Here is a 21,088-nt window from a genome sequence, read left to right on the forward strand (position 1 = left end):
TAGTCCTCGCGTTCACCTCCGATTCGCCCGCCCGCCGTCCGGGCGTGGCAGCGTCCTTGCGAGGCCGGTGGCGGCGGACGGGAAAGAGGGCATCGGGCGACCATGGAGAGCGGACCGGCGATCTTCGCGGGAATGGTGTTCTGCCTGTTCGGAGGCGGATTGCTGGCCTGGACCGTGACCCGCGCGCGGCAGCACCGCCCCGTCGCCCAGAATGTGAGCCCCGTCGCATCGATCACCGTCGCGGGACTGGCCGCGATGATCTTCCTGGCCCTCGGCGCATGGTGCCTGACCCGCCTGTGAGGAGCGCGGAACCCCAGCGGCTCCCAGTAACCGGTAGATCGCACTCCGCATAAGCGCGGGCGGAGTCTGGACACTCCGGGCGGCAGGAACGGTGGTAGTCGGGTTACCGTTCGAGTGGCCGTTGCGGGCTTTTCCCGTTTGACACGGGGGCGGGATGTACCGTCACACTCCGCAGCGTCACCATGACCCGACCCCGGGGGAGACCGCCTGGGGAGCCCCAAGCGTCGACCGGAGAGAAGAGCGAAGTTGTCCCCGACCAGCGAGACCGCGAAGGGCGGCCGCCGACTCGTCATCGTCGAGTCGCCTGCCAAGGCGAAGACGATCAAGGGCTACCTCGGCCCCGGCTACATCGTCGAGGCGAGCGTCGGGCACATTCGCGATCTTCCCAACGGCGCCGCCGAGGTGCCGGAGAAGTACACCGGCGAGGTCCGCCGCCTCGGTGTGGACGTCGACCACGACTTCCAGCCGATCTATGTGGTCAACGCGGACAAGCGGGCCCAGGTCAAGAAGCTGAAGGACCTGCTGAAGGAGTCCGACGAACTCTTCCTCGCCACCGATGAGGACCGCGAGGGCGAGGCCATCGCCTGGCACCTGCAGGAAGTGCTCAAGCCGAAGATCCCGGTCAAGCGGATGGTCTTCCACGAGATCACCAAGGACGCGATCCGCGCGGCCGTGGCCAACCCGCGCCAGCTCAACCAGAAGCTGGTCGACGCCCAGGAGACCCGCCGCATCCTCGACCGCCTCTACGGCTACGAGGTCTCGCCGGTCCTGTGGAAGAAGGTCATGCCCCGGCTGTCCGCCGGCCGCGTGCAGTCCGTCGCCACCAGGCTGGTGGTGGAGCGGGAGCGCGAGCGCATGGCGTTCCGCTCCGCCGAGTACTGGGACCTGACGGGCACCTTCGCGACCGGCCGGGCCGGGGACGCGAGCGACCCGTCGTCGCTTGTCGCCCGCCTGCAGACCGTCGACGGCAGGCGGATCGCGCAGGGCCGCGACTTCGACTCCCTGGGGCAGCCGAAGAGCGCGAACACCCTCCACCTCGACGAGGCCCACGCCCGCGCCCTGGCCGCCGCCCTGGAGAACACGCGGTTCGCCGTGCGTTCCGTCGAGTCCAAGCCGTACCGCCGCTCGCCGTACGCCCCGTTCCGTACGACGACGCTGCAGCAGGAGGCGAGCCGCAAGCTCGGCTTCGGCGCGAAGGCCACGATGCAGATCGCGCAGAAGCTGTACGAGAACGGCTACATCACCTACATGCGTACGGACTCGACGACCCTGAGCGAGACGGCGGTCGCCGCCGCCCGTGCCCAGGTCACGCAGCTGTACGGCGCCGACTACCTGCCCCCGCAGCCGCGCACCTACGCGGGCAAGGTCAAGAACGCGCAGGAGGCGCACGAGGCGATCCGCCCCTCGGGCGACCGTTTCCGTACGCCCGCCGAGACCGGTCTGAGCGGCGACCAGTTCAGGCTCTACGAGCTGATCTGGAAGCGGACCGTCGCCTCGCAGATGAAGGACGCCACCGGCAACTCCGTCACCGTGAGGATCGGCGGCACGGCGGCCGACGGCCGGGACGTCGAGTTCAGCGCGTCCGGCAAGACGATCACCTTCCACGGCTTCCTGAAGGCGTACGTGGAAGGCGCCGACGACCCGAACGCCGAACTCGACGACCGCGAGCGCCGGCTGCCGCAGGTCGCCGAGGGCGACGCCCTCACCGCCGAGGAGATCACGGTCGACGGGCACGCCACCAAGCCCCCGGCCCGCTACACCGAGGCGTCGCTGGTCAAGGAGCTGGAGGAGCGGGAGATCGGCCGGCCGTCGACGTACGCGTCGATCATCGGCACGATCCTCGACCGCGGCTACGTGTTCAAGAAGGGCACGGCCCTGGTGCCGTCCTTCCTCTCCTTCGCCGTGGTCAACCTGCTGGAGAAGCACTTCGGCCGGCTCGTCGACTACGACTTCACCGCCCGGATGGAGGACGACCTCGACCGCATCGCGCGGGGCGAGGCGCGGGCGGTGCCGTGGCTGAAGCGGTTCTACTTCGGCGAGGGCACGAGCAACGGGGACGCGGCCGACGCAGGCAACGGCGACGGGGACCACCTCGGCGGCCTCAAGGAGCTGGTGACCGACCTGGGCGCGATCGACGCGCGCGAGGTGTCGTCGTTCCCGGTGGGCAACGGCATCGTGCTGCGGGTCGGGCGCTACGGCCCGTACATCGAGCGCGGCGAGAAGGACACCGAGCAGCACCAGCGCGCCGACATCCCCACGGACCTGGCGCCCGACGAGCTGACCGTCGAGCTCGCCGAGGAACTGCTCGCCAAGCCGAGCGGCGACTTCGAGCTGGGCACCGATCCGGCGACCGGTCACGCGATCGTCGCCAAGGACGGCCGCTACGGTCCGTACGTCACGGAGGTCCTTCCCGAGGGCACCCCGAAGACCGGCAAGAACGCGGTCAAGCCGCGTACGGCCTCCCTCTTCAAGTCGATGTCCCTGGACACGGTGACGCTCGACGAGGCGCTGAGGCTGATGTCGCTGCCGCGTGTGGTCGGCGCGGACGCCGAGGGCCAGGAGATCACCGCGCAGAACGGCCGCTACGGGCCGTACCTGAAGAAGGGCACCGACTCGCGGTCGCTGCAGTCCGAGGAGCAGCTCTTCACGATCACGCTGGAGGAGGCGCTGGCGATCTACGCCCAGCCCAAGCAGCGCGGTCGGGCAGCGGCCAAGCCGCCGCTGAAGGAGCTGGGCACCGACCCGGTCAGCGAGAGGCCGGTCGTGGTGAAGGACGGCCGCTTCGGGCCGTACGTCACCGACGGGGAGACCAACGCGACGCTGCGCTCCGGCGACAGCGTCGAGGAGATCACCCCGGAGCGCGGGTTCGAGCTGCTCGCCGAGAAGCGGGCGAAGGGCCCCGCCAAGAAGACGGCGAAGAAGACCGTCAAGAAGACGGCGGCCAAGAAGGCGCCGGCGAAGAAGGCGACGGCCGCCAAGAAGACCGCGGCGAAGAAGACCACGACGGCGAAGAAGACGGCGGCCAAGAAGGCGACCGCCTCGAACGCGGCGGAGGACTGAAACCCCACCGCGCGGGTACCCGCCGGGGACCGCGCGGATTTCCGTCCGGTCCCCTGTCGGTCTTCGCCGGAGGTTCGGAATGCGAACGTCCCGACAACACTTCGGTGTCGGGGCGTGGGCATGTCAGGCGCGTCGCGCCGGGCTGTCGGCCCGGGCCGATAGGCTGAACGCATGACGCGAGCCGAGCAGCCAACGGCCCCTCAGCCGGCCCCCGACGACGCCCTTCTCGCGGACTCCCGCGAGCGTGCCGTCCGCGCCCTGCTGCGCCGACCCCAGCTGAAACGGCTGTGGAGCGCGCAGCTCGTGGGCGGGGTGGGTGATGTCCTCGCCCTCCTGGTGCTGGTCCTCCTCACCGTGCAGGCGGCGGTCGCCGAGGGGTCCTTCGGCGGGGGCTACCGGGGCGTGGCGTTCGCAGTGGCGACCGTCTTCGGGGTGCGCATCCTGGCCACGCTGCTGTTCGGCGCCGTCCTCCTCGGCCCGCTCACCTCGCTCACCTCGCCGGACGGGCCGCTGGACCGCCGCTGGACCATGGTCGGCGCCGACGGGCTGCGGGCCGCGCTGCTCATCGTGGCGCCGCTGTGGATCGACTGGACGCCCCAGGACGCGCCGGCCGTCCTCCTCGTCACCGCCTTCGTGACCGGTGTCGCCGAGCGGTTCTGGACGGTGTGCCGGGAGAGCGCCGCACCCTCGCTGCTGCCCGCCCCGCCCCCCGAGGGCGCGACCGTGCGCCCGCTGCCCGACCACATGGACGCGCTGCGCCGGCTGTCGCTGCGCACGAGCTTCGTGGCGATACCGCTCGCGGCCGTCGCGCTCGTCGTCGCGGCCCTGTGCAACAACCTGCTCGCCACCGGGATCGACTGGTTCGGCGACCACCGGGCGGCCCTCGCCTCGTACGTCGCGGCCGGACTGTTCGCCGCGTCGCTGTCCGTCCTGACCTTCCTGGAACTGCCCGGCACCCGCACCCCGCGCGCCCGGTCGCCGCTGGAGGGACTGCGCCGCCCGAAGAGCGCCACCGGCGCCGACAAGGGCCGCACCGGCGCGGTGCCGCTGCTGGTGCTCGCGTCCGCGTCCGTCGCCGCCGCGGTGTCGGCCGCCGTCTCCGTGTCGGTGCTGCACGCCAAGGACCTGGGCGGCGGCCCCGTGCTGTACGGCCTGCTGGTGGGCGCGCTGACCGGCGGTGTCGTCGTCGGCATCCGTACGGCGCCCGCCCTGCTGCCGGCCCTGTCCCGGCGCCGGCTGCTCGCGCTCGCCCTCGCCCTCACGGGGGTCGCGCTGCTGGCCGCCGGACTCGTACCGGACGTCACCAGCGTGGTGATCGTCATGGCGCTGGCGGGTGCCGGCGCGGGCATGGCGGCCAACACCGGGCACACGCTGCTCGACCAGGAGGCCGAGGACCAGCGGCGGGCCCGTACGACCGAGCACCTGCACGCGGTGGTCCGGGTCTTCGTGGCGCTCGGCGCGGTGATCGCCCCGCTGGTCGCCGCGGCCATCGGGCCGCACCGGCTGGAGAACGGCCGGTTCGTCTTCGCGCACGGCGGCGCCGCCTTCACGCTGATGCTGGTCGGCGCGCTGCTGCTGCCGCTGGCCGCGCTGGTGCTGGCCAAGGTCGACGACCGCTCCGGCGTGCCGCTGCGGCAGGACCTGCGCGACGCGCTGCTCGGCGGCGACGACCCGCACCAGGCGACCGCCGCCTCCGGCTTCTTCATCGCCCTGGAGGGCGGCGACGGCGCCGGGAAGTCCACCCAGGCCGAGGCCCTCGCCGATTGGATCAGGGCCAAGGGGCACGAGGTCGTGCTCACCCGCGAGCCCGGGGCGACCCCGGTCGGCAAGCGGCTGCGGTCCATCCTGCTGGACGTCTCCAGCGCCGGCCTCTCGCACCGCGCGGAGGCACTGCTGTACGCCGCGGACCGCGCGGAGCACATCGACACCGTCGTACGGCCCGCCCTGGAGCGCGGCGCCGTCGTCATCACCGACCGGTACATCGACTCCTCCGTCGCCTACCAGGGCGCCGGGCGCGATCTGTCGCCGACCGAGATCGCCCGCATCAACCGCTGGGCGACCGACGGGCTGGTCCCGCATCTGACGGTGCTGCTGGACGTGGCCCCGGAGACCGCGCGGGAGCGCTTCACCGAGGCGCCGGACCGGCTGGAGTCGGAGCCCGCCGAGTTCCACGCGCGCGTGCGGGCCGGTTTCCTCACGCTGGCCGCGGCCGACCCCGGCCGCTACCTGGTGGTCGACGCCGGCCAGGAACCGGAGGCGGTCACCACGGTGATCCGGCACCGGCTCGACCGGGTGCTGCCGCTGTCCGAGGCCGAGATCCGGGCCCGTGAGGAAGCACGCCGCAAGGCCGAGGAGGAGGCCCGCCGCAAGGCGGAGGAGGAGGCGGCCCGCAAGGCCGAGGAGGAGCGCCTGGAGCGCGAGCGCGAGGAGCAGCTCGCCCGGCTGCGCGCCGAGGAGGAGGAGCGCAAGCGGCGCGAGCTGGAGGAGGCGCAGCGGCGCGAGGCGGAACGGCAGGCGGAGGAGGCCCGGCAGCGGGCCGAGGAAGCGCGCCGGCGCGCGGAGGAGGAGCGGCAGCGGCTGCTCGCCGAGGAGAAGGCGCGCGCCGAGGAGGAGGCCCGCCGCAAGGCCGAGGAGGAACGCCGCCGCAAGCAGGCCGAGGAGGAGGCGCGGCTGCGCGCCGAGGCCGAGGCGCTGCGCCTGGAGAAGCAGCGCAAGGCCGAGGAGGCGCTGCTGCGCGCGGAGCAGGCCCGGCGGCTGGCCGAGCAGGCGGCGGCCGCGGCGGAGGCGGGACCGAGGACGACGGGTGCCCCCGGTGCCGCACGTCGGGGAGCGGCCGACGAGGCGGCGACCGTACCGACGCCGGTGGTGACGCCGACGAACGCGTCGGGCGGTCCGGTCGACGAGACCGCCGTGCTGCCCCGGGTGCCGGAGGAGGACGCCGGGCAGCGGTCCGGCCGGTCCGGGGTGTCCGACGCCGAGGTGACGACCGAGCTGCCGAAGCCGTCGGTGCCGCCGGGCGCGGCGGACGAGACGGCGGTGCTGCCTCCGGTGCGGGAGGACGGCGGGGGGTCCGCGGACCGGGTGCCGCCGGGCTACTTCCGGGACGAGCGGCCGGCGGGCGGCCCCGGGGGGACCGACGGGCCCGACGACCGCACGCGCGAGCTGCCCCGGGTCGACGACGGGGGCGCGCCCCGCCGACGCCGGCCGCGTTCGGACTGGGCCGAGGAGACCCCGCTGGACGACCTGCCGACGCTGGCCGACGAACTGCTGGGCCCGCGCGACGGCGAGCACGAGGACGGTGACGAGGACGGGGGCCGGGGACGCCGGCGCTGACCGGCCGGTCCACGGGTGCGGGCGTTGTCAGTGCCCGCCCGCACAATGGATCCGGTAAGGCAGACGTGACGGAAGGACGGTCCGACCCATGACCGTGTGGGACGACCTGGTCGGGCAGGAGCGGGTGAGCGAGCAGCTCGCCGGCGCCGCCCGCGACGCCGACGCGCTCGTCACCGCGGCGGCGTCCGGCGCGCCCCCGCCCGAGGCGTCGAGGATGACGCACGCCTGGCTGTTCACGGGTCCGCCCGGCGCGGGACGCAACCAGGTGGCGCGTGCCTTCGCCGCCGCGCTCCAGTGCGTCAGCCCCGACCGCGCCCTCGGCGGAGCCCCCGGCTGCGGGTTCTGCGACGGCTGCCACACCGCGCTGATCGGTACCCACGCGGACGTCAGCTCGGTCGCCGCCGTCGGCTCGGAGATCCTGGTCAAGGACATGCGCGACACCGTCCGCAAGTCGTTCACCGCCCCGGCGAACGGCCGCTGGCAGGTGATCCTGGTCGAGGACGCCGAGCGGCTGAACGAGAAGTCCGCCAACGCCGTCCTCAAGGCCGTCGAGGAGCCCGCCCCCCGCACGGTCTGGCTGCTGTGCGCCCCCTCCCTCGAGGACGTCCTGCCGACGATCCGCTCCCGCTGCCGCCACCTCAACCTGAGCACGCCGTCGGTGGCCGCCGTCGCCGACATGCTCGTCCGGCGCGAGGGCATCGAGCCGGACGTCGCCGCGGCCGTCGCCCGCGTCACCCAGGGGCACGTCGACCGGGCCCGCCGTCTGGCCACCGACCCCGCCGCCCGCGCCCGCCGGGCCTCCGTGCTGAAGCTGCCGCTGCGGGTCGAGGACATCGGCGGCGCGCTGAAGGCCGCCCAGGAACTCGTCGACGCCGCCGCCGAGGACGCCAAGCAGCTCGCCGAGGAGATGGACAGCAAGGAGACCGAGGAACTGAAGGCGGCGCTGGGCGCGGCCCAGGGCGGCCGCATGCCGCGCGGCACGGCAGGCGTCATCAAGGACCTGGAGGCCGATCAGAAGCGCCGCAGAACGCGCACGCAGCGCGACAGCCTCGACGTGGCGCTGAGCGACCTGACCAGCTTCTACCGCGACGTCCTCGCCCTCCAGTTCGGCTCCCGCATCGCCATCGCCAACGGCGACGCCGAGGACGCACTGGAGCGCACGGCCCGCGGCAGCTCTCCGGAGTCCACGCTCCGCCGCATCGAGGCGATCGCGGCGTGCGGTGAGGCCCTGGACCGCAATGTGGCCCCGCTGCTCGCGGTGGAGGCGATGACGATGGCCCTCAGGGCGGGCTGACCGGGGGCATCCGCCCAGTGGCTCGACGCGGTAACTCGTACGGGGCACGGCGTGTGCACAGAGCACCCGCACCGTCGCGCACGGTTACGCTCGCTGCATGCACACAAGGCGCACCCATCGCAGGACCCGTACCGGAACCGGAGCCGCGCTGCTCGCCGCCGTCGCGCTGCTGATCCCGGGCTGCTCCTCGGGCAGCAGTCCGAGTGCGGCCAGTGCGGCGGCGGAGCAGGCGGAGGCCGCCCTCGTCCCCCTGCCCCGCTCCACACCCGCGGCCCTCGCGCCGTACTACGGGCAGAAACCGGCCTGGCGTGACTGCAAGGTCCCCGGTTTCCAGTGCGCCACGCTGAAGGTCCCGCTCGACTACGCCGAACCGACGGCCGGTGACGTGCGCCTCGCCCTCACCCGGAAGAAGGCCACGGGCCCCGGGAAGCGGCTGGGCTCCCTGCTGGTGAACCCCGGCGGCCCGGGCGGCTCGGCGGTCGGCTACGTCCAGGCGTACGCCGGGATCGGCTACCCGGCCGACGTGCGCGCCCGCTACGACATGGTGGCCGTCGACCCGCGGGGCGTCGCCGGCAGCGAACCCGTCGAGTGCCTGGACGGGCCCGGGATGGACGCGTTCACGCGGACGGACATCACACCGGACGACGCGGGGGAGACCGGCACGCTGGTCGCGTCGTACAAGAGGTTCGCCGAGGGCTGCGGAGCGGACGCGCCGAAGCTGCTGCGCCATGTCTCCACCGTCGAGGCGGCCCGGGACATGGACATCGTCCGGGCCGCGCTGGGCGACGGGAAGCTGAACTACGTCGGCGCCTCGTACGGCACCTTCCTCGGCGCGACGTACGCCGGGCTGTTCCCGGACCGGGCGGGCCGGCTGGTGCTGGACGGCGCGATGGACCCCTCGCTGTCCGCGCGGCGGCTCAACATCGAGCAGACGGCGGGCTTCGACACCGCCTTCACCGCCTTCGCGAAGGACTGCGTGCGGCGGAGCGACTGCCCGCTCGGCGGCCGGGGCACCGGCGCCGGGCGGGCCGGCGAGAACCTCAAGGCGTTCTTCGAGAAGCTCGACACCCGGCCGATCCCCACCGGTGACGCCGACGGCCGCAGGCTCACCGAGTCGCTGGCGACGATCGGCGTGATCGCCGCGATGTACGACGAGGGCGCCTGGCAGCGGCTGCGCGAGGCGCTGACGGCCGCGATGAAGGAGAACGACGGCGCCGGACTCCTCCTGCTCTCCGACAGCTACTACGAACGTGACGCGAACGGCGACTACAGCAACCTGATGTTCGCCAACGCGGCCGTGAACTGCCTCGACCTCCCGCCCGCCTTCGACTCCCCGGACGAGGTGCGGCGGGCGCTGCCCGACTTCGAGAAGGCGTCCCCGGTGTTCGGCGAGGGTCTCGCCTGGGCCTCGCTGAACTGCGCGTACTGGCCGGTGCGGGCCACGGGCGAGGCCCGGCGCATCGAGGCGAAGGGTGCGGCCCCGATCGTCGTCGTCGGCACCACCCGGGACCCGGCCACCCCGTACCGCTGGGCCGAGGCCCTGGCCGGCCAGCTCTCCTCGGCCCGCCTCCTCACCTACGAGGGCGACGGCCACACCGCCTACGGCCGGGGCAGCGCCTGCATCGACTCCGCGATCAACGCCTACCTGCTCGCCGGCACCCCGCCGAAGGACGGAAAGCGCTGCTCATAGCCGGTACGACCGGCCCCGGAGGCGTCCGCTCCGGCCCGCCTCCGGGGCCGGTACGAAGCACCCTCGGAAACTGTGTAGACTTACCGACGTCGCTGATCGCACCATGGTGCCGGCAGCGCGCCGCCTTAGCTCAGATGGCCAGAGCAACGCACTCGTAATGCGTAGGTCTCGGGTTCGAATCCCGAAGGCGGCTCTTCGAAGAAGGCCCAGCTCCTCACCCTTGAGCTGGGCCTTTCTCGTTCAGCGGATGCGACGGCGGCATAGGGAGCGTGCCGCGCGGGTGTCGGCGGTCTCGTTCCTGGTCTCAGTGGGGTCCGGAATCGGGGTCGACTGCGGCGGTGCGAAGAACTCGCCCCTACGCCGCACGGCGTCCTGGGACAGAGGGGACCGGCCCTTGAGGTCGAGCGGGCGCCGGTCGGCTTGAACTTTTCTCGGCCACGCTTCGTGACGCGTTGTGATCTTGGTGGTGCGGCCGTGTTCGAGCCGGAGCACGACGAGGGCGGCGCGGGCGATCCGGGTGATGGCCGCGGGGTCGAGGCTGACCCGGCGCAGGGCCTTGAAGGTGACCTTCGGCCCGCGTCGTCAGATCGCCTCACCGGGATCCCCGCCGAGTCGTGCGAGGCCCTCCGCGCCCGCCGGCCGGTTCTTGGTGAGCTGGGCCAAGTGCGCTTCGAGGACGTCGAGCTGCTCGGATCCGATCTGCGCCGCCCAGCGGTCACGCACCTCGGTGAAGAGCGTCGCGCCGAGCGTCATCATGTCGTGGCCGCGGGCCGTGACGCGAAGTCGCTTGATGCGTGCGTCGCTCGGGTCGGTCTCCCGCTCGACGTATCCGAGTCGCTCGAGGGCGGCGATCGTCTTGGCGGCGGCCTGCTTGGACACCGACAACCGGCGGCCGAGTTCCGTGGCCGTGTCCGCTCCCTCCCCGATGGCGCGCAGGGCGAACTCGTGGGACGCACGCACGCCTTCGTGTCCGCGGCGTGCCAGTTCGCCGACCACGTCGTCCACCATCGACTGGAAGCCGCCGAGCAGCAGCAGCGCAAGCTCAGCGCCTGGTGACCGTGTCATAAGGCGCATCATACGAGAATCCCGCCGGGGTCGACAACTGGGTTGTCGACCTATAGGCTGACAACCATGTTGTCGATCAAACGGAGGAAACCCATGGCCCCCACGACCCCCGGCGCCACTCTTCCGGCCCTCGAACACCACCGTGTCAGCCTCAACGGCACGGAGCTTCACTACGTCTCGGCGGGAACCGCCGGATCCCCCGTCATGCTGGTCCACGGCTTCCCGGAGACCTGGTGGGTCTTCCACAAGCTGATCCCCCTGCTCAGCGCGCACCACCGCGTGTTCGCTCCCGACCTGCGCGGTTTCGGTGACTCCGCCACCGCCACCGGAGAGCACGACAGCGCGACCGCGGCCCGGGACCTGAGCGAACTGATCACCCTGCTCGACCTCGGCCCCGTTCACCTGACGGGTCAGGACATCAGCGGTCCCACCACATTCCGTGTCGCGGCCGCACACCCCGAGCTGGTGCGCAGCTATACGGCGATCGAGACCGGCCTGCCCGGGTTCGGCCTGGAAATGCTCGCGGACGTCACCCACGGCGGTGCCTGGCACATCGGCGTCCTCGCCGCCCCCGGCATCCCGGAGATGCTGCTCGCCGGGCGAGAGCGCGCATTCCTCTCCGAATACGCCCTGCCCTCCCTCAGTGCTACCCCTGATGCGTTCACCGACCAGGACATCGACGAGCTCACCCGCTCCTACACGCGACCCGACGCGTTCAAGGGTGCGGCCGGGCTCTACCGGTCGATGCTCCGCGAAGGCGAGGAAATCCGAGAACTGGCCTCCGGGCAGCTCACCATGCCCGTGCTCGCCATCGGCGGCGGGTCGGGAGACTTCACGCCGGCGACGCTACGCCAAGTCGCCGAGGACGTGAGTTCCGCATCGCTCGACGGCATCGGCCACTACGTGGCGATGGAAGCACCCGAACGGCTCGCGGACGCCCTCCTCGCTTTCTACCGGAAAATCGACAGCCCGGAATGACCCCCGGACCCAACCCCTGAGCGCGCAACAGCGCGCCTGCAGAGGCAGAGCGCCCTTCATCGTGTGAGCAACGCGGTCACACGATGAAGTTCAGGCGGGCGGCGCCGATTCGACAGCGCCGCGAGACCGTTGGGTCCTTCTCGGGAACATGATGGTTGCGGTGCGTGACCGTGGGCGGTCACCGGGGCCGAGAGTGGTGATCTGGCGTCAGATGCACGTGAAGCCCCTGGCAGGAACGGGTCTGCGAAGATCGAGTTCCGTAAGGCCGAAGGCTTCGTGCGCCCTCCGGTATCACCTGAACCGCCGTCCTCGACGTCAGCAGGACCACCGCCGATTTCCTCGCCCGGCTCCTCCAACGGCACCGCGAGCGGCTCGGCACCCGCGACAACACCCGCGCCCTGGGCCCTTTCCAGCAGGCGGTGCTCATCCTGCGCTGGTTCGTCGACGGAACCCGCGTCGCTCGACTCGCCCGCGACAACGGCGTCTCCACACCGACCTCCTACCGCTGCCTCCACGAAGGGCTGACCGTGCTTGCTGACCACGCGCCCGACCTGGCCACCGCCCTGGAGCGAGCCGTCGCGGCCGGCCGCACCCACCTCAACCTCGGCGGCACCGTGATCCGCACCGACCGCGTCGCCGCCTCCGGCCCCAACGGCACCGACCTGTGGTGGTCCGGCAAACACGGGCACCACGGCGGGAACGTACAGGTCGTCTCCGCCCCGGACGGCCGGCCGATCTGGCTCTCCGGTCTGCCCGGGCCGGGCGCACGACACACCTGCGTCCGCGCACACGGCCTGGTCGATGCCCTGGGCATCCCCACCCCGACCGGCCTCGGCCACGAGAGCGCCGGAGGCGGCTTCCGGCACCCGGTCAAGAAGTCCAGGGGCAGTGAACTCGCGGAGCACGGAAAGGCGTTCAACGCCGTGATCCGAGGCGTCCACGCCGTCGCCGAACGCGTCGACGCCCTGCTGAAGGTCACCTTCAAGGCCCTGCGCCGGGTCAGCCTCGACCTCGCGGCCATCACCCGGATCGCCCGCGCAGCCCTCGCCCTGCTCCGACTCGAACACGGCCGCACCACCTGGACGAGGATCACAACGCATCACGAAGCATTACCGGGAAGAGTTCAATGACACGCGGGTGCTGGGCCCTGCCTGGTGACGCGTAAGCGCAGGGTCGATCTCCATCGGGGTCTCGACGCACCCGCGATCCGGGTGCGTCCGTTCCTGTCCGTTGGAGTCCAGCAGTCCTTCTGAGCAGGCAGGAAATCCGTTTGCCGGACGTCCTTGGACACCACCGGATCAAGATCGGTGAACGCGTCATGCGTAGGTCTCGGGTTCGCGTCCCGAAGCGGCTCCATGAAAAACGCAGGTCACTCTTGTGACCTGCGTTCTCGTTTCCCGTCGGTGGGAGCGGCCGGTTCGGTCCGGCGGAGACCGCGGCGGTCCCGGGCGCCGTGGTCCGACGGCAGGACGGTCACCGGGCCCGGTGCGGACGGGGCGGTGGCGAACTGTGTCGTCCTACGTTCACCCGGCCGAGGTTCGGACGCAACCGAGCGTGACTCAGAGTAAGTTGCGTGAGTTTCGAGCCCTTGGAACATGCCGGTGATCGGCGGGGCCGGGTGGGTTGCGGTGAGTGAGGAGCAGCGTTCATGCCACGTCAGCAGGAACCTCCGGCCGGCGGGGCGACGCCGGCCGTGGCCGTCCGCCGTGCGGTTGCCGTGCCCGCGCCGGGTGAGGACCCCGGGGCGGATCTGAGACCGCGCAGTCCCGGGCCCGCCCCCGGGCCCGCCCCCGAGCCAGGGCCCGCTCCCGCGCCCGAGTCCGCTGCCGATCCGGACGCCGCCGTACCGGTACCGGCGTCCTCCGAGCCGCGCTCCCGGACCGCCGGGGAAGCGGGACGGCAGCAGGAGCGACGGCAGCGGCGGGCGGCGGATCCCGACGGGGCGGAGGCCGAGGCGGCGGCCGGTGTGGTCGCGGCCGGGGACGGTGACGGCGGGAGAGCGGAGGCGAAGACGGAGGCGGACGCGGACGAGCCGGCGCCGGGTCGCCTGCGCGGGCCCATGGTGGCCGCGGCTGCCCTCGTGGGGGCGGTGCTGATCTGCGTACCGCTGCTGATACTCGGACTGAACCGTGAGGACGAGCGCACGGTCGAGACGGCTCCCGCCGGCGGAACGACGCTCGACCCCGGTACGTCCGACGGCATCCCGGCCGCCGACTACCAGGCCGCGTCCCCGTCACCCTCGGCGTCGCCGAGCGGATCCGAGTCCGCGTCCGGCTCACCGGCCGAGTCCGATTCCGGGGCCGAGCCCAAGTCCGAGCCCAAGTCCGAGCCCAAGTCCGAGCCCAAGTCCGAGCCCAAGTCTGCGCCGTCCCGTTCGGCCGAGGTGAAGGAGGCCGAGGCACCGAAGAGGAGCGCGGCGACCACCGTCCGGCGACTGGCCGCGGAGGATCCGGGCGGACGGCACATCTGCTACCGGGTCCATGTGGCGGGCCGGGGCTGGAGCGACGCGGTGTGCGACGGCGGGACAGCGGGCACGGCGGGCTCGGGGGCACCGATCACGGCCGTCAACATCGCCGTGTCCGGAACCAGGGGCACGTCCGGCGGCGCCTTCGTCCACGACCCCGCGTCGACCAACGGCGAGGGACACTTCCCCGAGCCGTGGTCGAACGCCGTCGACGGCATCGACAACTACGTCGGCAGCACCGGGAAGGACGCCCCGCACATGCTGGGGTTCACCATCAACGTCGACGGTGGCGCCGGCGCCGTCTGCCAGTCCTCCTACGTCCACGACGACGCCTGGCTCGGCCTGGCGTGCGACGAGCCCGGGACCGGGTACGACTTCACCTACGCCGGCACCCACGACAACGAGTCGTGGATCGAGGCGGTCCGGCTCACGGTGTGACCTGGGCCGTCCGCGGAGGGCTCGGCAAAGGGCTGGTTGGCGGCTCACCCGGCTGGGGCGGCCACCGGTCGTCTGACCACCGGTCACCTGGCCGACGGGCAGGTGATCCATGGGCGGAACGGCGAGGTCGGCGATCCGGTCACTTGGCGTCCGCGTAGCACTCCACCACCGCCGTCGTGAACGGGAACCGCACCGGTGTCTCCCCGAAGGTCAGCCGGCCGGCCAGGTCCGCGGCCCGCCGGATCGCCGCCACCACCGTCTCCGCCTCCTCCTCGGGACAGTGCACGATCACCTCGTCGTGCTGGAAGAAGACCAGTTCGGCCGCCATGCCGCTCAGGGTCCGCCGCAGCGCGGCGAGCAGCAGCAGGGCCCAGTCGGCGGCGCTGCCCTGGACCACGAAGTTGCGGGCGAAGCGGCCACGGGCGCGGGCGTTGGCCGAGGCGTAGCCCGGCACCCAGGGGCGGCCTCCATCGGTGGCGTCCTCCTCCGCGGCCGGGATGCCGGCCTCCTCCGCCGCGTCGTCCGTCGTACGGGCGGCCGCCGGGCAGGTGCGGCCCAGCCAGGTCCGTACGAGCCTGCCCTCCTCGCCCGCGCGGGCGGCCTCGTCGACGTAGGCCACCGCCCTGGGGAAGCGGCGGCGGAGCGCGGCGAGGTTCTTCAGGCCGTCGCCGGAGGTCTGGCCGTAGACCGCGCCGAGGACGGCGAGCTTGGCCTGGGCGCGGTCGTCGGAGAAGGCGCGGTCGGACACCGACTGGTACAGGTCGGTCTCCCGGCCCGCCACCTCCATCAGCCCGGTGTCGCGCGAGATCGCCGCCAGGACGCGCGGCTCCATCTGGTCGGCGTCGGCCACGACGAGCCGCCAGCCGGGGTCGGCGACGGCCGCGCGGCGGATCACCTTGGGGATCTGCAGCGCACCCCCGCCGTTGGTCACCCAGCGGCCGGTCACCGTCCCGCCGGCGAGGAACTCGGGCCGGAACCGGCCGTCGCGCACCCAGTCCTGGAGCCAGGACCAGCCGTGGGCGACCCAGATCCGGTACAGCTTCTTGTACTCGATCAGCGGTCCGACGGCCGGGTGGTCGACGGACTCGATCTCCCAGCGGCGGGTCGAGGTGATCTTGACGCCGGCCTGCGCGAAGGCCTTCACCACATCGGCGGGCAGGTCGGGCCGGACCCGGCGGCCGAAGGCGGCGGACACCTCGTCGGCGAGCTCGGCGAGCCGGCGTGGCTCGCCGCCGCCCGCGTACCGCTCGCCGAGCAGGTCGTGCAGTACCGCGCGGTGCACGTCCGCCCGCCAGGGCAGCCCCGCGCGGTTCATCTCGGCGGCCACCAGCGTCCCCGCCGACTCGGCGGCCGTCAGCAGCCGCATCCGGTCCGGGTGCGCGGCCCGGCCGGTCCGCCGCTGCTGCTCGGCGTAGACCGCGAGGAGGTCCGTCAGCGGCAGCCGGCCGCCCTGGGGTTCGAAGAGGGAGGACTGGGCGCCCGGTGCGGCCTGGCGCTGCGGTGGATCGGGCGGTACGGGGCCGCCGCGCAGCCGGGCCAGCGCCGCCGCGGCCGAACGGGGTTCCCCGTACCGCCCCTCGTGGCCGAGGAGGAGCGTCTCGGCGGCCTCGATGTCGTAGGCCCGCTCCACTCGCACCCCCGCGGCGAGCAGGCGCGGGTAGATCTCGGCGGTGGACCGCCACACCCACCGTGCGACACCGGGACGGCTCCGTACGGCCTCGGCTAGGTCCGCCTCCCGCCGTACCGGACCGGCGGGCAGCCCGTCCGGACCGAGGGGGGCGACGTCCACGCCACCGTCCTCGGCCGGAGCGAGTGCCCACCGGTCGGCCATGCTGCGAGTGTGGCAGGGGGGTCTGACATCGGCTCGGCCTCCGAGCAGGGGGTCCGGCACCGGGCCCCGAGCGGTGTCCCGGGCTCAGCCCTCCCGCGCCGCCTCGTCCTCGCCCTCCGTCCGGGTCTCGACGTACTGCGCCAGCATGTCGGCGACGTACCGCTCGGTGGCGGTCTTGTCGACGCCCAGGCCACTGAGGAGGCCCTTGCCGTTCTCGTGCTCCAGCAGGGCGAGCAGGATGTGCTCGGTGCCGATGTAGTTGTGGCCGAGGCGGAGGGCCTCGCGGAAGGTGAGTTCCAGGACCTTCTTGGCCGCCGGGCCGTACGGCACCAGCTCGGGGGCGTCCTCGACGGCCGGCGGGAGCGCCGCGCGGGCGGCCTCGGCGACCGCTTCCACGGTGACGCCCTGCTCGGTGACCGCCTTCACCGCCAGGCCCTGCGGCTCGGCGAGCAGGCCGAGGACCAGGTGCTCGGGCAGTCCCTCGGCGTTGCGCGCGGCCCGCGCCTCATTGTGCGCGGCCATGACCGTGTTGCGGGCGCGGGGCGTGTAGCGGTCGAAGCCCTGGCTCGGGTCGAGGTCGTTGCCCTCCTTGGGCACGAACCGCTTCTGGGCCGCCTGCCGGGTGACGCCCATGCTCTTGCCGATGTCCGTCCAGGAGGCGCCCGAACGCCGGGCCTGGTCCACGAAGTGGCCGATCAGGTGGTCGGCCACGTCGCCGAGGTGCTCACCGGCGAGCACCGCGTCCTGGAGCTGTTCCAGGGGCTCTTCGTGGACCTTCTTGATGGCGGCGATGAGGTCGTCGAGACGCACGGATGACTTGATGGTCGAGTTCGTCGTCATGCGTCAACCGTAAGTTGACAGTCCATGGGTGTCAACCCGAAGTTGACACTTGCGGGTGAATCCCCGGGACGTGGCACGATCGGTCCGTGAGTACGTCCAGCACCGTCGACCGCGCCTTCCGGACCGCCCTCTACGACACCGGCGACACCGCCCTCGACACCGGCGCGTCCCTGCTCGCCGCCGACCCGGCGGCCGACGCCGAACTCGCCCGGCGGGGAGAGGAGTTCGTGGCGACCGCCTGGCAGCGCGGCTGGCAGCCCGCCGACGTCGTGCGGATCGTCCGGCGCGAGCTGGACGACGTCCACGTACGGCTCGTCTCCGCGCTGATCCGCGCGCAGGCACCGCGCGACGACCGGCCGCGCGGGCCCCGCTGGAAGGCCCAGCTGGACGGGCTCGGGACGGACGACGCCCCGCGCGGCGACCGTTTCCCGTACGCCACGGCCGTCCTGGAGCTGTACCGCCTGCTGCTGCGGCTGCCCGCCCTCGAACCCCTCGACGAGACGGCCGCCCCGGACCCGCGGGACCGGCGGCCGGAGTCCCGTGCGCTCGGCCGCATCCGCGCGCTGCTGGCCAAGGCGGAGGCGACCGGCTTCCCGGACGAGGCGGAGGCGCTCAGCGCCAAGGCGCAGGAGCTGATGGCGCGGCACAGCGTCGACGAGGCGCTGCTCGCCGCGCGGGAGCCCTCGGCCCAGGCGCCGGGCGCCTGCCGGATCGGGGTGGAGCCGCCGTACGAGCAGGCCAAGGCGGTGCTGCTGGACGCGGTCGCCGGCGCGAACCACTGCCGGGCCGTGTGGAACGAACCGCTCGGCTTCTCCACCGTGGTCGGCTTCCCCACCGACCTGGAGGCGGTGGAACTCCTCCACACCTCACTGCTCGTGCAGGCCACCACGGCGATGACCAAGGCGGAGGCCGCACAGCGCGCGGGCGGGAGGAAACGCACCAAGACCTTCCGGCAGTCCTTCCTCGCCGCCTACGCGCACCGCGTAGGAACGCGTCTCGCGGCCGTCGCCGAGACCCAGGTGAGCGACGATCTGCTCCCGGTTCTCGCCTCCCGCGCGATGGCGGTCACCGAGCGAACGGACCGTCTGTTCCCGGAGACGACGACCACCCGGCTGCGCGGGGTGAGCGACGCGGCGGGCTGGGAGGAGGGCACCCGCGCGGCGGACGACGCACAGGTCGGGGCGCGCCCGCGCCTCCCCTGAGCACCAGGTCCTGTCGTCGGACTCCCGTCGCGCGGCAGACGGGAGTCCGACGACAGGGCCTAGTCCCCCGCCTGCTGGTAGGCGCTCACGGAGATCCTGTGGCCGGACGGACCGCCGGCCGCGACCGGGCCATACGTCCAGCGGAAGCCGCGGGTGCCCGAGAGGACCACCTGAAGGTTCTCGGCGTCGAAGGCGCCGTCGCCGCGCGCGCCGCGTTCGTAGGTGAGGGTGAAGGACGCGGACTCGCCCTCCGCCAGGGTCAGTTCCTGGGCCTCGGCGCCCTCGGTCGGCGGCACCTCGACGGTGGCGGAGCCGCCGGCACCGGCCAGCCGCACCTCGGGGAAGCCGTCCAGGGCGCAGGTGGCGCTCCGGTTGGTGAGGGTGACCGGGACCTCACCGGTGTCCCCGGCGGCCGGCGCGGTGCTCGCGGGCCCGACCTCCACGTCCACCGTCTCGACCGAGCAGGCGGTGCTCTCCCGCTTGCCGTCGCCGCTCTCGCCGCCGCCCCCGGTGTCGCAGGCGGTCAGCACGAGGAGCGCGGCGAGGGCGGCGGGGACGGCGATCGGCGTGGTGCGCATGAGTGATCCTCTGGGTTCGTGGAGGTGCCCACCGGTCATCATCACGCACCCGCCACCGATCCGCCCCGCCGGCCGGGCCTAGGAGCCCGGCCCTTCCGTCGGCAGCCCCGTCGGGAGGGAGCCGCCCTCTGCCCTGGTGTACGTCTCGGTGCCGAGGGAGCCCTCCCAGGTGACCTTCAGGGAGTCCCCTCCGACGGGGCCGACCGTGCCCTTCGCCCGTTCCTCGGTGCCGTCGTCGCACTTCAGGCGGATCGAGTGGGTCCCGGCCCGTTCCCGCGCGGTGCCGCTGCACACGGGGCCGCCGGTGGCGAAGAGGGCGGCGTCCCCGCCGTTGACCATCAGGATCACGGCCTTGCCGCCGGCCGTGGTGAGCCAGCTGCCCTCCAGCTTGCTCGCCGGGGCCGTGCTCGCGCCGGAGTCCCCGGTGCCGCCGGCGGACTCCGCGGTCGCCGCCGTGGACGGGGTGGGGCCGGCCGCGGAGTCGCCCGGGTCGTCGGAACCGTCCCCGCCGCACGCGGTCAGCACGAGCGCGCCGGCCAGCCCCGCGGCCGCGGCCGCGGCCCGGGCGCGCCGGGAGTGCGACCCGTGCGATGGCGGCGATGCGGGCGAGTGCGTCACCGAAGCCTCCGAAGTCACTGCGAGCCCCCTGGCTGTGGCCGGCCCCGTCGGCCGGACGACCGCCGTCAGCTAACAGGACCCGCCCGGCGCGCCACCAGCCTCCGTGACAGACCTCGCACCGCATGTTCACGACGCACCGGCGGGCCGGCGCGGAGGGAATGCGGAGGACGCGCAAGGGAAGACGAGGGAACACAAAGGCCCCCGCGCGCGTCTCTCAGGGAGCGGGGTTTCGGTAAAACGTCCGTCAAGGCGGGTACCGCCCGATCGCCAAGGCTGTAACCGCAGCAACACCCCGCGTGCACGTGCATCTGCCCATGCATCTGCACATGAACAAAGCTATGATCCCGGTCAGTTGACCACTGCATCAATGGTCACACCAGCCAGTGCACCAGCGGGGAGCGACCTGTGGACCACGACGTGTACGACGGTGACGTGTACGACGGCGCCGACGCGTCCGGCGTGTACAACGGCATGGCGGCCACCAGGCTGGACGGTGTGGCCTGGCAGAAGAGCCGGCACAGCAACTCGCAGGGTTCCTGCGTGGAGTTCGCCCGGCTGCCCGGCGGAGCGGTGGCCGTGCGCAACTCCCGCTTCCCCGACGGGCCCGCGCTCGTCTACACCCGCGCGGAGATCGAGGCCATGCTGCTCGGCGTGAAGGACGGCGAGTTCGACCACCTGGTCGTCGGCTGAGCGACGGCCGAGCGACGACGCCGGCCGCTCCGGGAGGGACCGGAGTGGCCCAGGGGGCGCCAACGCGCGTAGAACCGCGGCGCCCGGAAGCGCCGCGGTGCGTCATGTGCCGGGACAGTGGCGGTCGGCGGGGCGCGGAAGCCGGAACAGGGCCCAGACCACCTTGCCGCTGAGCGTGCCGGCCATCGGGTGCCAGCCCCAGCTGTCGCTGAAGGATTCGACCAGGAACAGCCCCCGGCCCGACTCGGCGGAGAAGTCGTCCGACTCGCGGGCGACGGGGCTGTCGTCGCTGGGGTCGCGCACCGCGCACACCAGCCGCCCGGTCCACCGCATCAGGTGCAGCCGTACCGGCGGGTCCGGCACCGCCGGCCGCGGGGCGTCGGCCGGCAGGCCGTGCCGCAGGGCGTTGGTGACCAGCTCGGAGACGACCAGGCACACGTCGTCGAAACGGCTGCTCAGGTCCCACTGGTCGAGGGTCCCGCGGGTGAACCGCCGGGCCTCGCGGACCGCTTCGTGGCGGGCGGGGAGGGCGCAGGAGGCGGCGTCGGAGGCGGCCGCGAGGTTCAGCGGCGGAAGGCCCTGCCGTAACGGCTCGAGCATGGTCGATCCATTCGTCCCCATGCGAGGCACTCCCGGGAATTCGCGGTCGTAGCGAGGCTGCGGTGGTGCGGGGACCATGGTTTCGGATGCGTACGGCAGATGCAAGG

General features: G+C 73.0%; 15 protein-coding genes, 1 tRNA gene and 2 pseudogenes. 11 read left to right on the plus strand and 7 right to left on the minus strand.

Annotated features, from left to right (window positions below):
- The first annotated feature begins 102 nt into the window (after positions 1 to 102).
- From ACFY3N_RS09265 to ACFY3N_RS09290, 6 genes are all read left to right on the plus strand, one after another.
- Entirely contained in the window at positions 103 to 300 is a 198-nt protein-coding gene (locus ACFY3N_RS09265; RefSeq protein ID WP_390815969.1) for a hypothetical protein, read from the plus strand.
- Between the two features lie 246 nt (positions 301 to 546).
- The gene (gene topA, locus ACFY3N_RS09270; protein WP_390815970.1) at positions 547 to 3,360 is read left to right on the plus strand and encodes a type I DNA topoisomerase; all 2,814 of its coding nucleotides are present in this window, start codon (positions 547 to 549) and stop codon (positions 3,358 to 3,360) included.
- Between the two features lie 171 nt (positions 3,361 to 3,531).
- Positions 3,532 to 6,693, plus strand: coding sequence for a dTMP kinase (gene tmk, locus ACFY3N_RS09275; RefSeq protein WP_390815971.1), 3,162 nt, complete (start codon positions 3,532 to 3,534; stop codon positions 6,691 to 6,693).
- Between the two features lie 88 nt (positions 6,694 to 6,781).
- Positions 6,782 to 7,987, plus strand: coding sequence for a DNA polymerase III subunit delta' (locus ACFY3N_RS09280; protein ID WP_390815972.1), 1,206 nt, complete (start codon positions 6,782 to 6,784; stop codon positions 7,985 to 7,987).
- A gap of 97 nt (positions 7,988 to 8,084) precedes the next feature.
- Positions 8,085 to 9,677 (plus strand): alpha/beta hydrolase, encoded by a 1,593-nt coding sequence (locus ACFY3N_RS09285; RefSeq protein WP_390815973.1) that lies wholly within the window; start codon positions 8,085 to 8,087, stop codon positions 9,675 to 9,677.
- Positions 9,678 to 9,796: 119 nt separating this feature from the next.
- Positions 9,797 to 9,870: transfer RNA gene (locus ACFY3N_RS09290), tRNA-Thr, on the plus strand.
- Positions 9,871 to 10,139: 269 nt separating this feature from the next.
- On the opposite strand, the pseudogene ACFY3N_RS09295 reads toward ACFY3N_RS09290, so the two are convergent.
- Positions 10,140 to 10,247: pseudogene (locus tag ACFY3N_RS09295) on the minus strand (IS5/IS1182 family transposase); the annotation flags it as partial.
- 12 nt (positions 10,248 to 10,259) lie between these two features.
- Positions 10,260 to 10,742 carry a MarR family winged helix-turn-helix transcriptional regulator gene (locus tag ACFY3N_RS09300; protein ID WP_390815974.1) on the minus strand — a complete coding sequence of 161 codons (483 nt, stop codon included), beginning with the start codon at positions 10,740 to 10,742 and terminating at the stop codon, positions 10,260 to 10,262.
- Positions 10,743 to 10,835: 93 nt separating this feature from the next.
- On the opposite strand from ACFY3N_RS09300, the gene ACFY3N_RS09305 reads away from it, so the two are divergent.
- The 3 genes and pseudogenes from ACFY3N_RS09305 to ACFY3N_RS09315 all read left to right on the plus strand — a co-directional run bounded on the left by ACFY3N_RS09305 (position 10,836) and on the right by ACFY3N_RS09315 (position 14,622).
- A complete protein-coding gene (locus tag ACFY3N_RS09305) occupies positions 10,836 to 11,720 on the plus strand; it encodes an alpha/beta fold hydrolase (RefSeq protein ID WP_390815975.1) in 885 nt (294 codons plus the stop codon).
- Positions 11,721 to 12,019: 299 nt separating this feature from the next.
- Positions 12,020 to 12,850, plus strand: a pseudogene (locus ACFY3N_RS09310) (transposase family protein); the annotation flags it as partial.
- Between the two features lie 518 nt (positions 12,851 to 13,368).
- The gene (locus ACFY3N_RS09315; protein ID WP_390815976.1) at positions 13,369 to 14,622 is read left to right on the plus strand and encodes a hydrolase; all 1,254 of its coding nucleotides are present in this window, start codon (positions 13,369 to 13,371) and stop codon (positions 14,620 to 14,622) included.
- A 139-nt stretch (positions 14,623 to 14,761) separates the two neighbouring features.
- Here the strand turns inward: ACFY3N_RS09315 and ACFY3N_RS09320 are convergent, their stop codons facing one another.
- Both ACFY3N_RS09320 and ACFY3N_RS09325 read right to left on the minus strand, forming a co-directional pair.
- Positions 14,762 to 16,453 carry a bifunctional 3'-5' exonuclease/DNA polymerase gene (locus ACFY3N_RS09320; RefSeq protein ID WP_390815977.1) on the minus strand — a complete coding sequence of 564 codons (1,692 nt, stop codon included), beginning with the start codon at positions 16,451 to 16,453 and terminating at the stop codon, positions 14,762 to 14,764.
- Between the two features lie 84 nt (positions 16,454 to 16,537).
- A complete protein-coding gene (locus tag ACFY3N_RS09325; protein WP_390815978.1) occupies positions 16,538 to 17,293 on the minus strand; it encodes a Clp protease N-terminal domain-containing protein in 756 nt (251 codons plus the stop codon).
- Positions 17,294 to 17,379: 86 nt separating this feature from the next.
- Between ACFY3N_RS09325 and ACFY3N_RS09330 the strand changes: the two genes are divergently transcribed.
- Positions 17,380 to 18,495, plus strand: a complete 1,116-nt coding sequence (locus ACFY3N_RS09330) for a DUF2786 domain-containing protein (RefSeq protein WP_390815979.1) — start codon at positions 17,380 to 17,382, stop codon at positions 18,493 to 18,495.
- A 59-nt stretch (positions 18,496 to 18,554) separates the two neighbouring features.
- On the opposite strand, the gene ACFY3N_RS09335 is transcribed toward ACFY3N_RS09330, so the two are convergent.
- Together ACFY3N_RS09335 and ACFY3N_RS09340 are read right to left on the minus strand one after the other, a co-directional pair.
- Positions 18,555 to 19,073, minus strand: coding sequence for a DUF4232 domain-containing protein (locus ACFY3N_RS09335; protein WP_390815980.1), 519 nt, complete (start codon positions 19,071 to 19,073; stop codon positions 18,555 to 18,557).
- A gap of 78 nt (positions 19,074 to 19,151) precedes the next feature.
- Positions 19,152 to 19,691: a hypothetical protein gene (locus tag ACFY3N_RS09340; RefSeq protein WP_390815981.1), complete on the minus strand. Its 540-nt coding sequence runs from the start codon at positions 19,689 to 19,691 to the stop codon at positions 19,152 to 19,154.
- 405 nt (positions 19,692 to 20,096) lie between these two features.
- Here ACFY3N_RS09340 and ACFY3N_RS09345 point away from each other — a divergent pair, with 405 nt between their 5' ends.
- The gene (locus ACFY3N_RS09345) at positions 20,097 to 20,381 is read left to right on the plus strand and encodes a DUF397 domain-containing protein (protein WP_390815982.1); all 285 of its coding nucleotides are present in this window, start codon (positions 20,097 to 20,099) and stop codon (positions 20,379 to 20,381) included.
- Positions 20,382 to 20,483: 102 nt separating this feature from the next.
- Here ACFY3N_RS09345 and ACFY3N_RS09350 read toward each other — a convergent pair whose 3' ends face one another.
- A complete protein-coding gene (locus ACFY3N_RS09350; RefSeq protein WP_390815983.1) occupies positions 20,484 to 21,002 on the minus strand; it encodes an ATP-binding protein in 519 nt (172 codons plus the stop codon).
- Positions 21,003 to 21,088: the final 86 nt, after the last annotated feature.

Origin of the sequence: Streptomyces sp. NPDC000348 (assembly GCF_042898795.1) — a bacterium.
GTDB lineage: Bacteria > Actinomycetota > Actinomycetes > Streptomycetales > Streptomycetaceae > Streptomyces.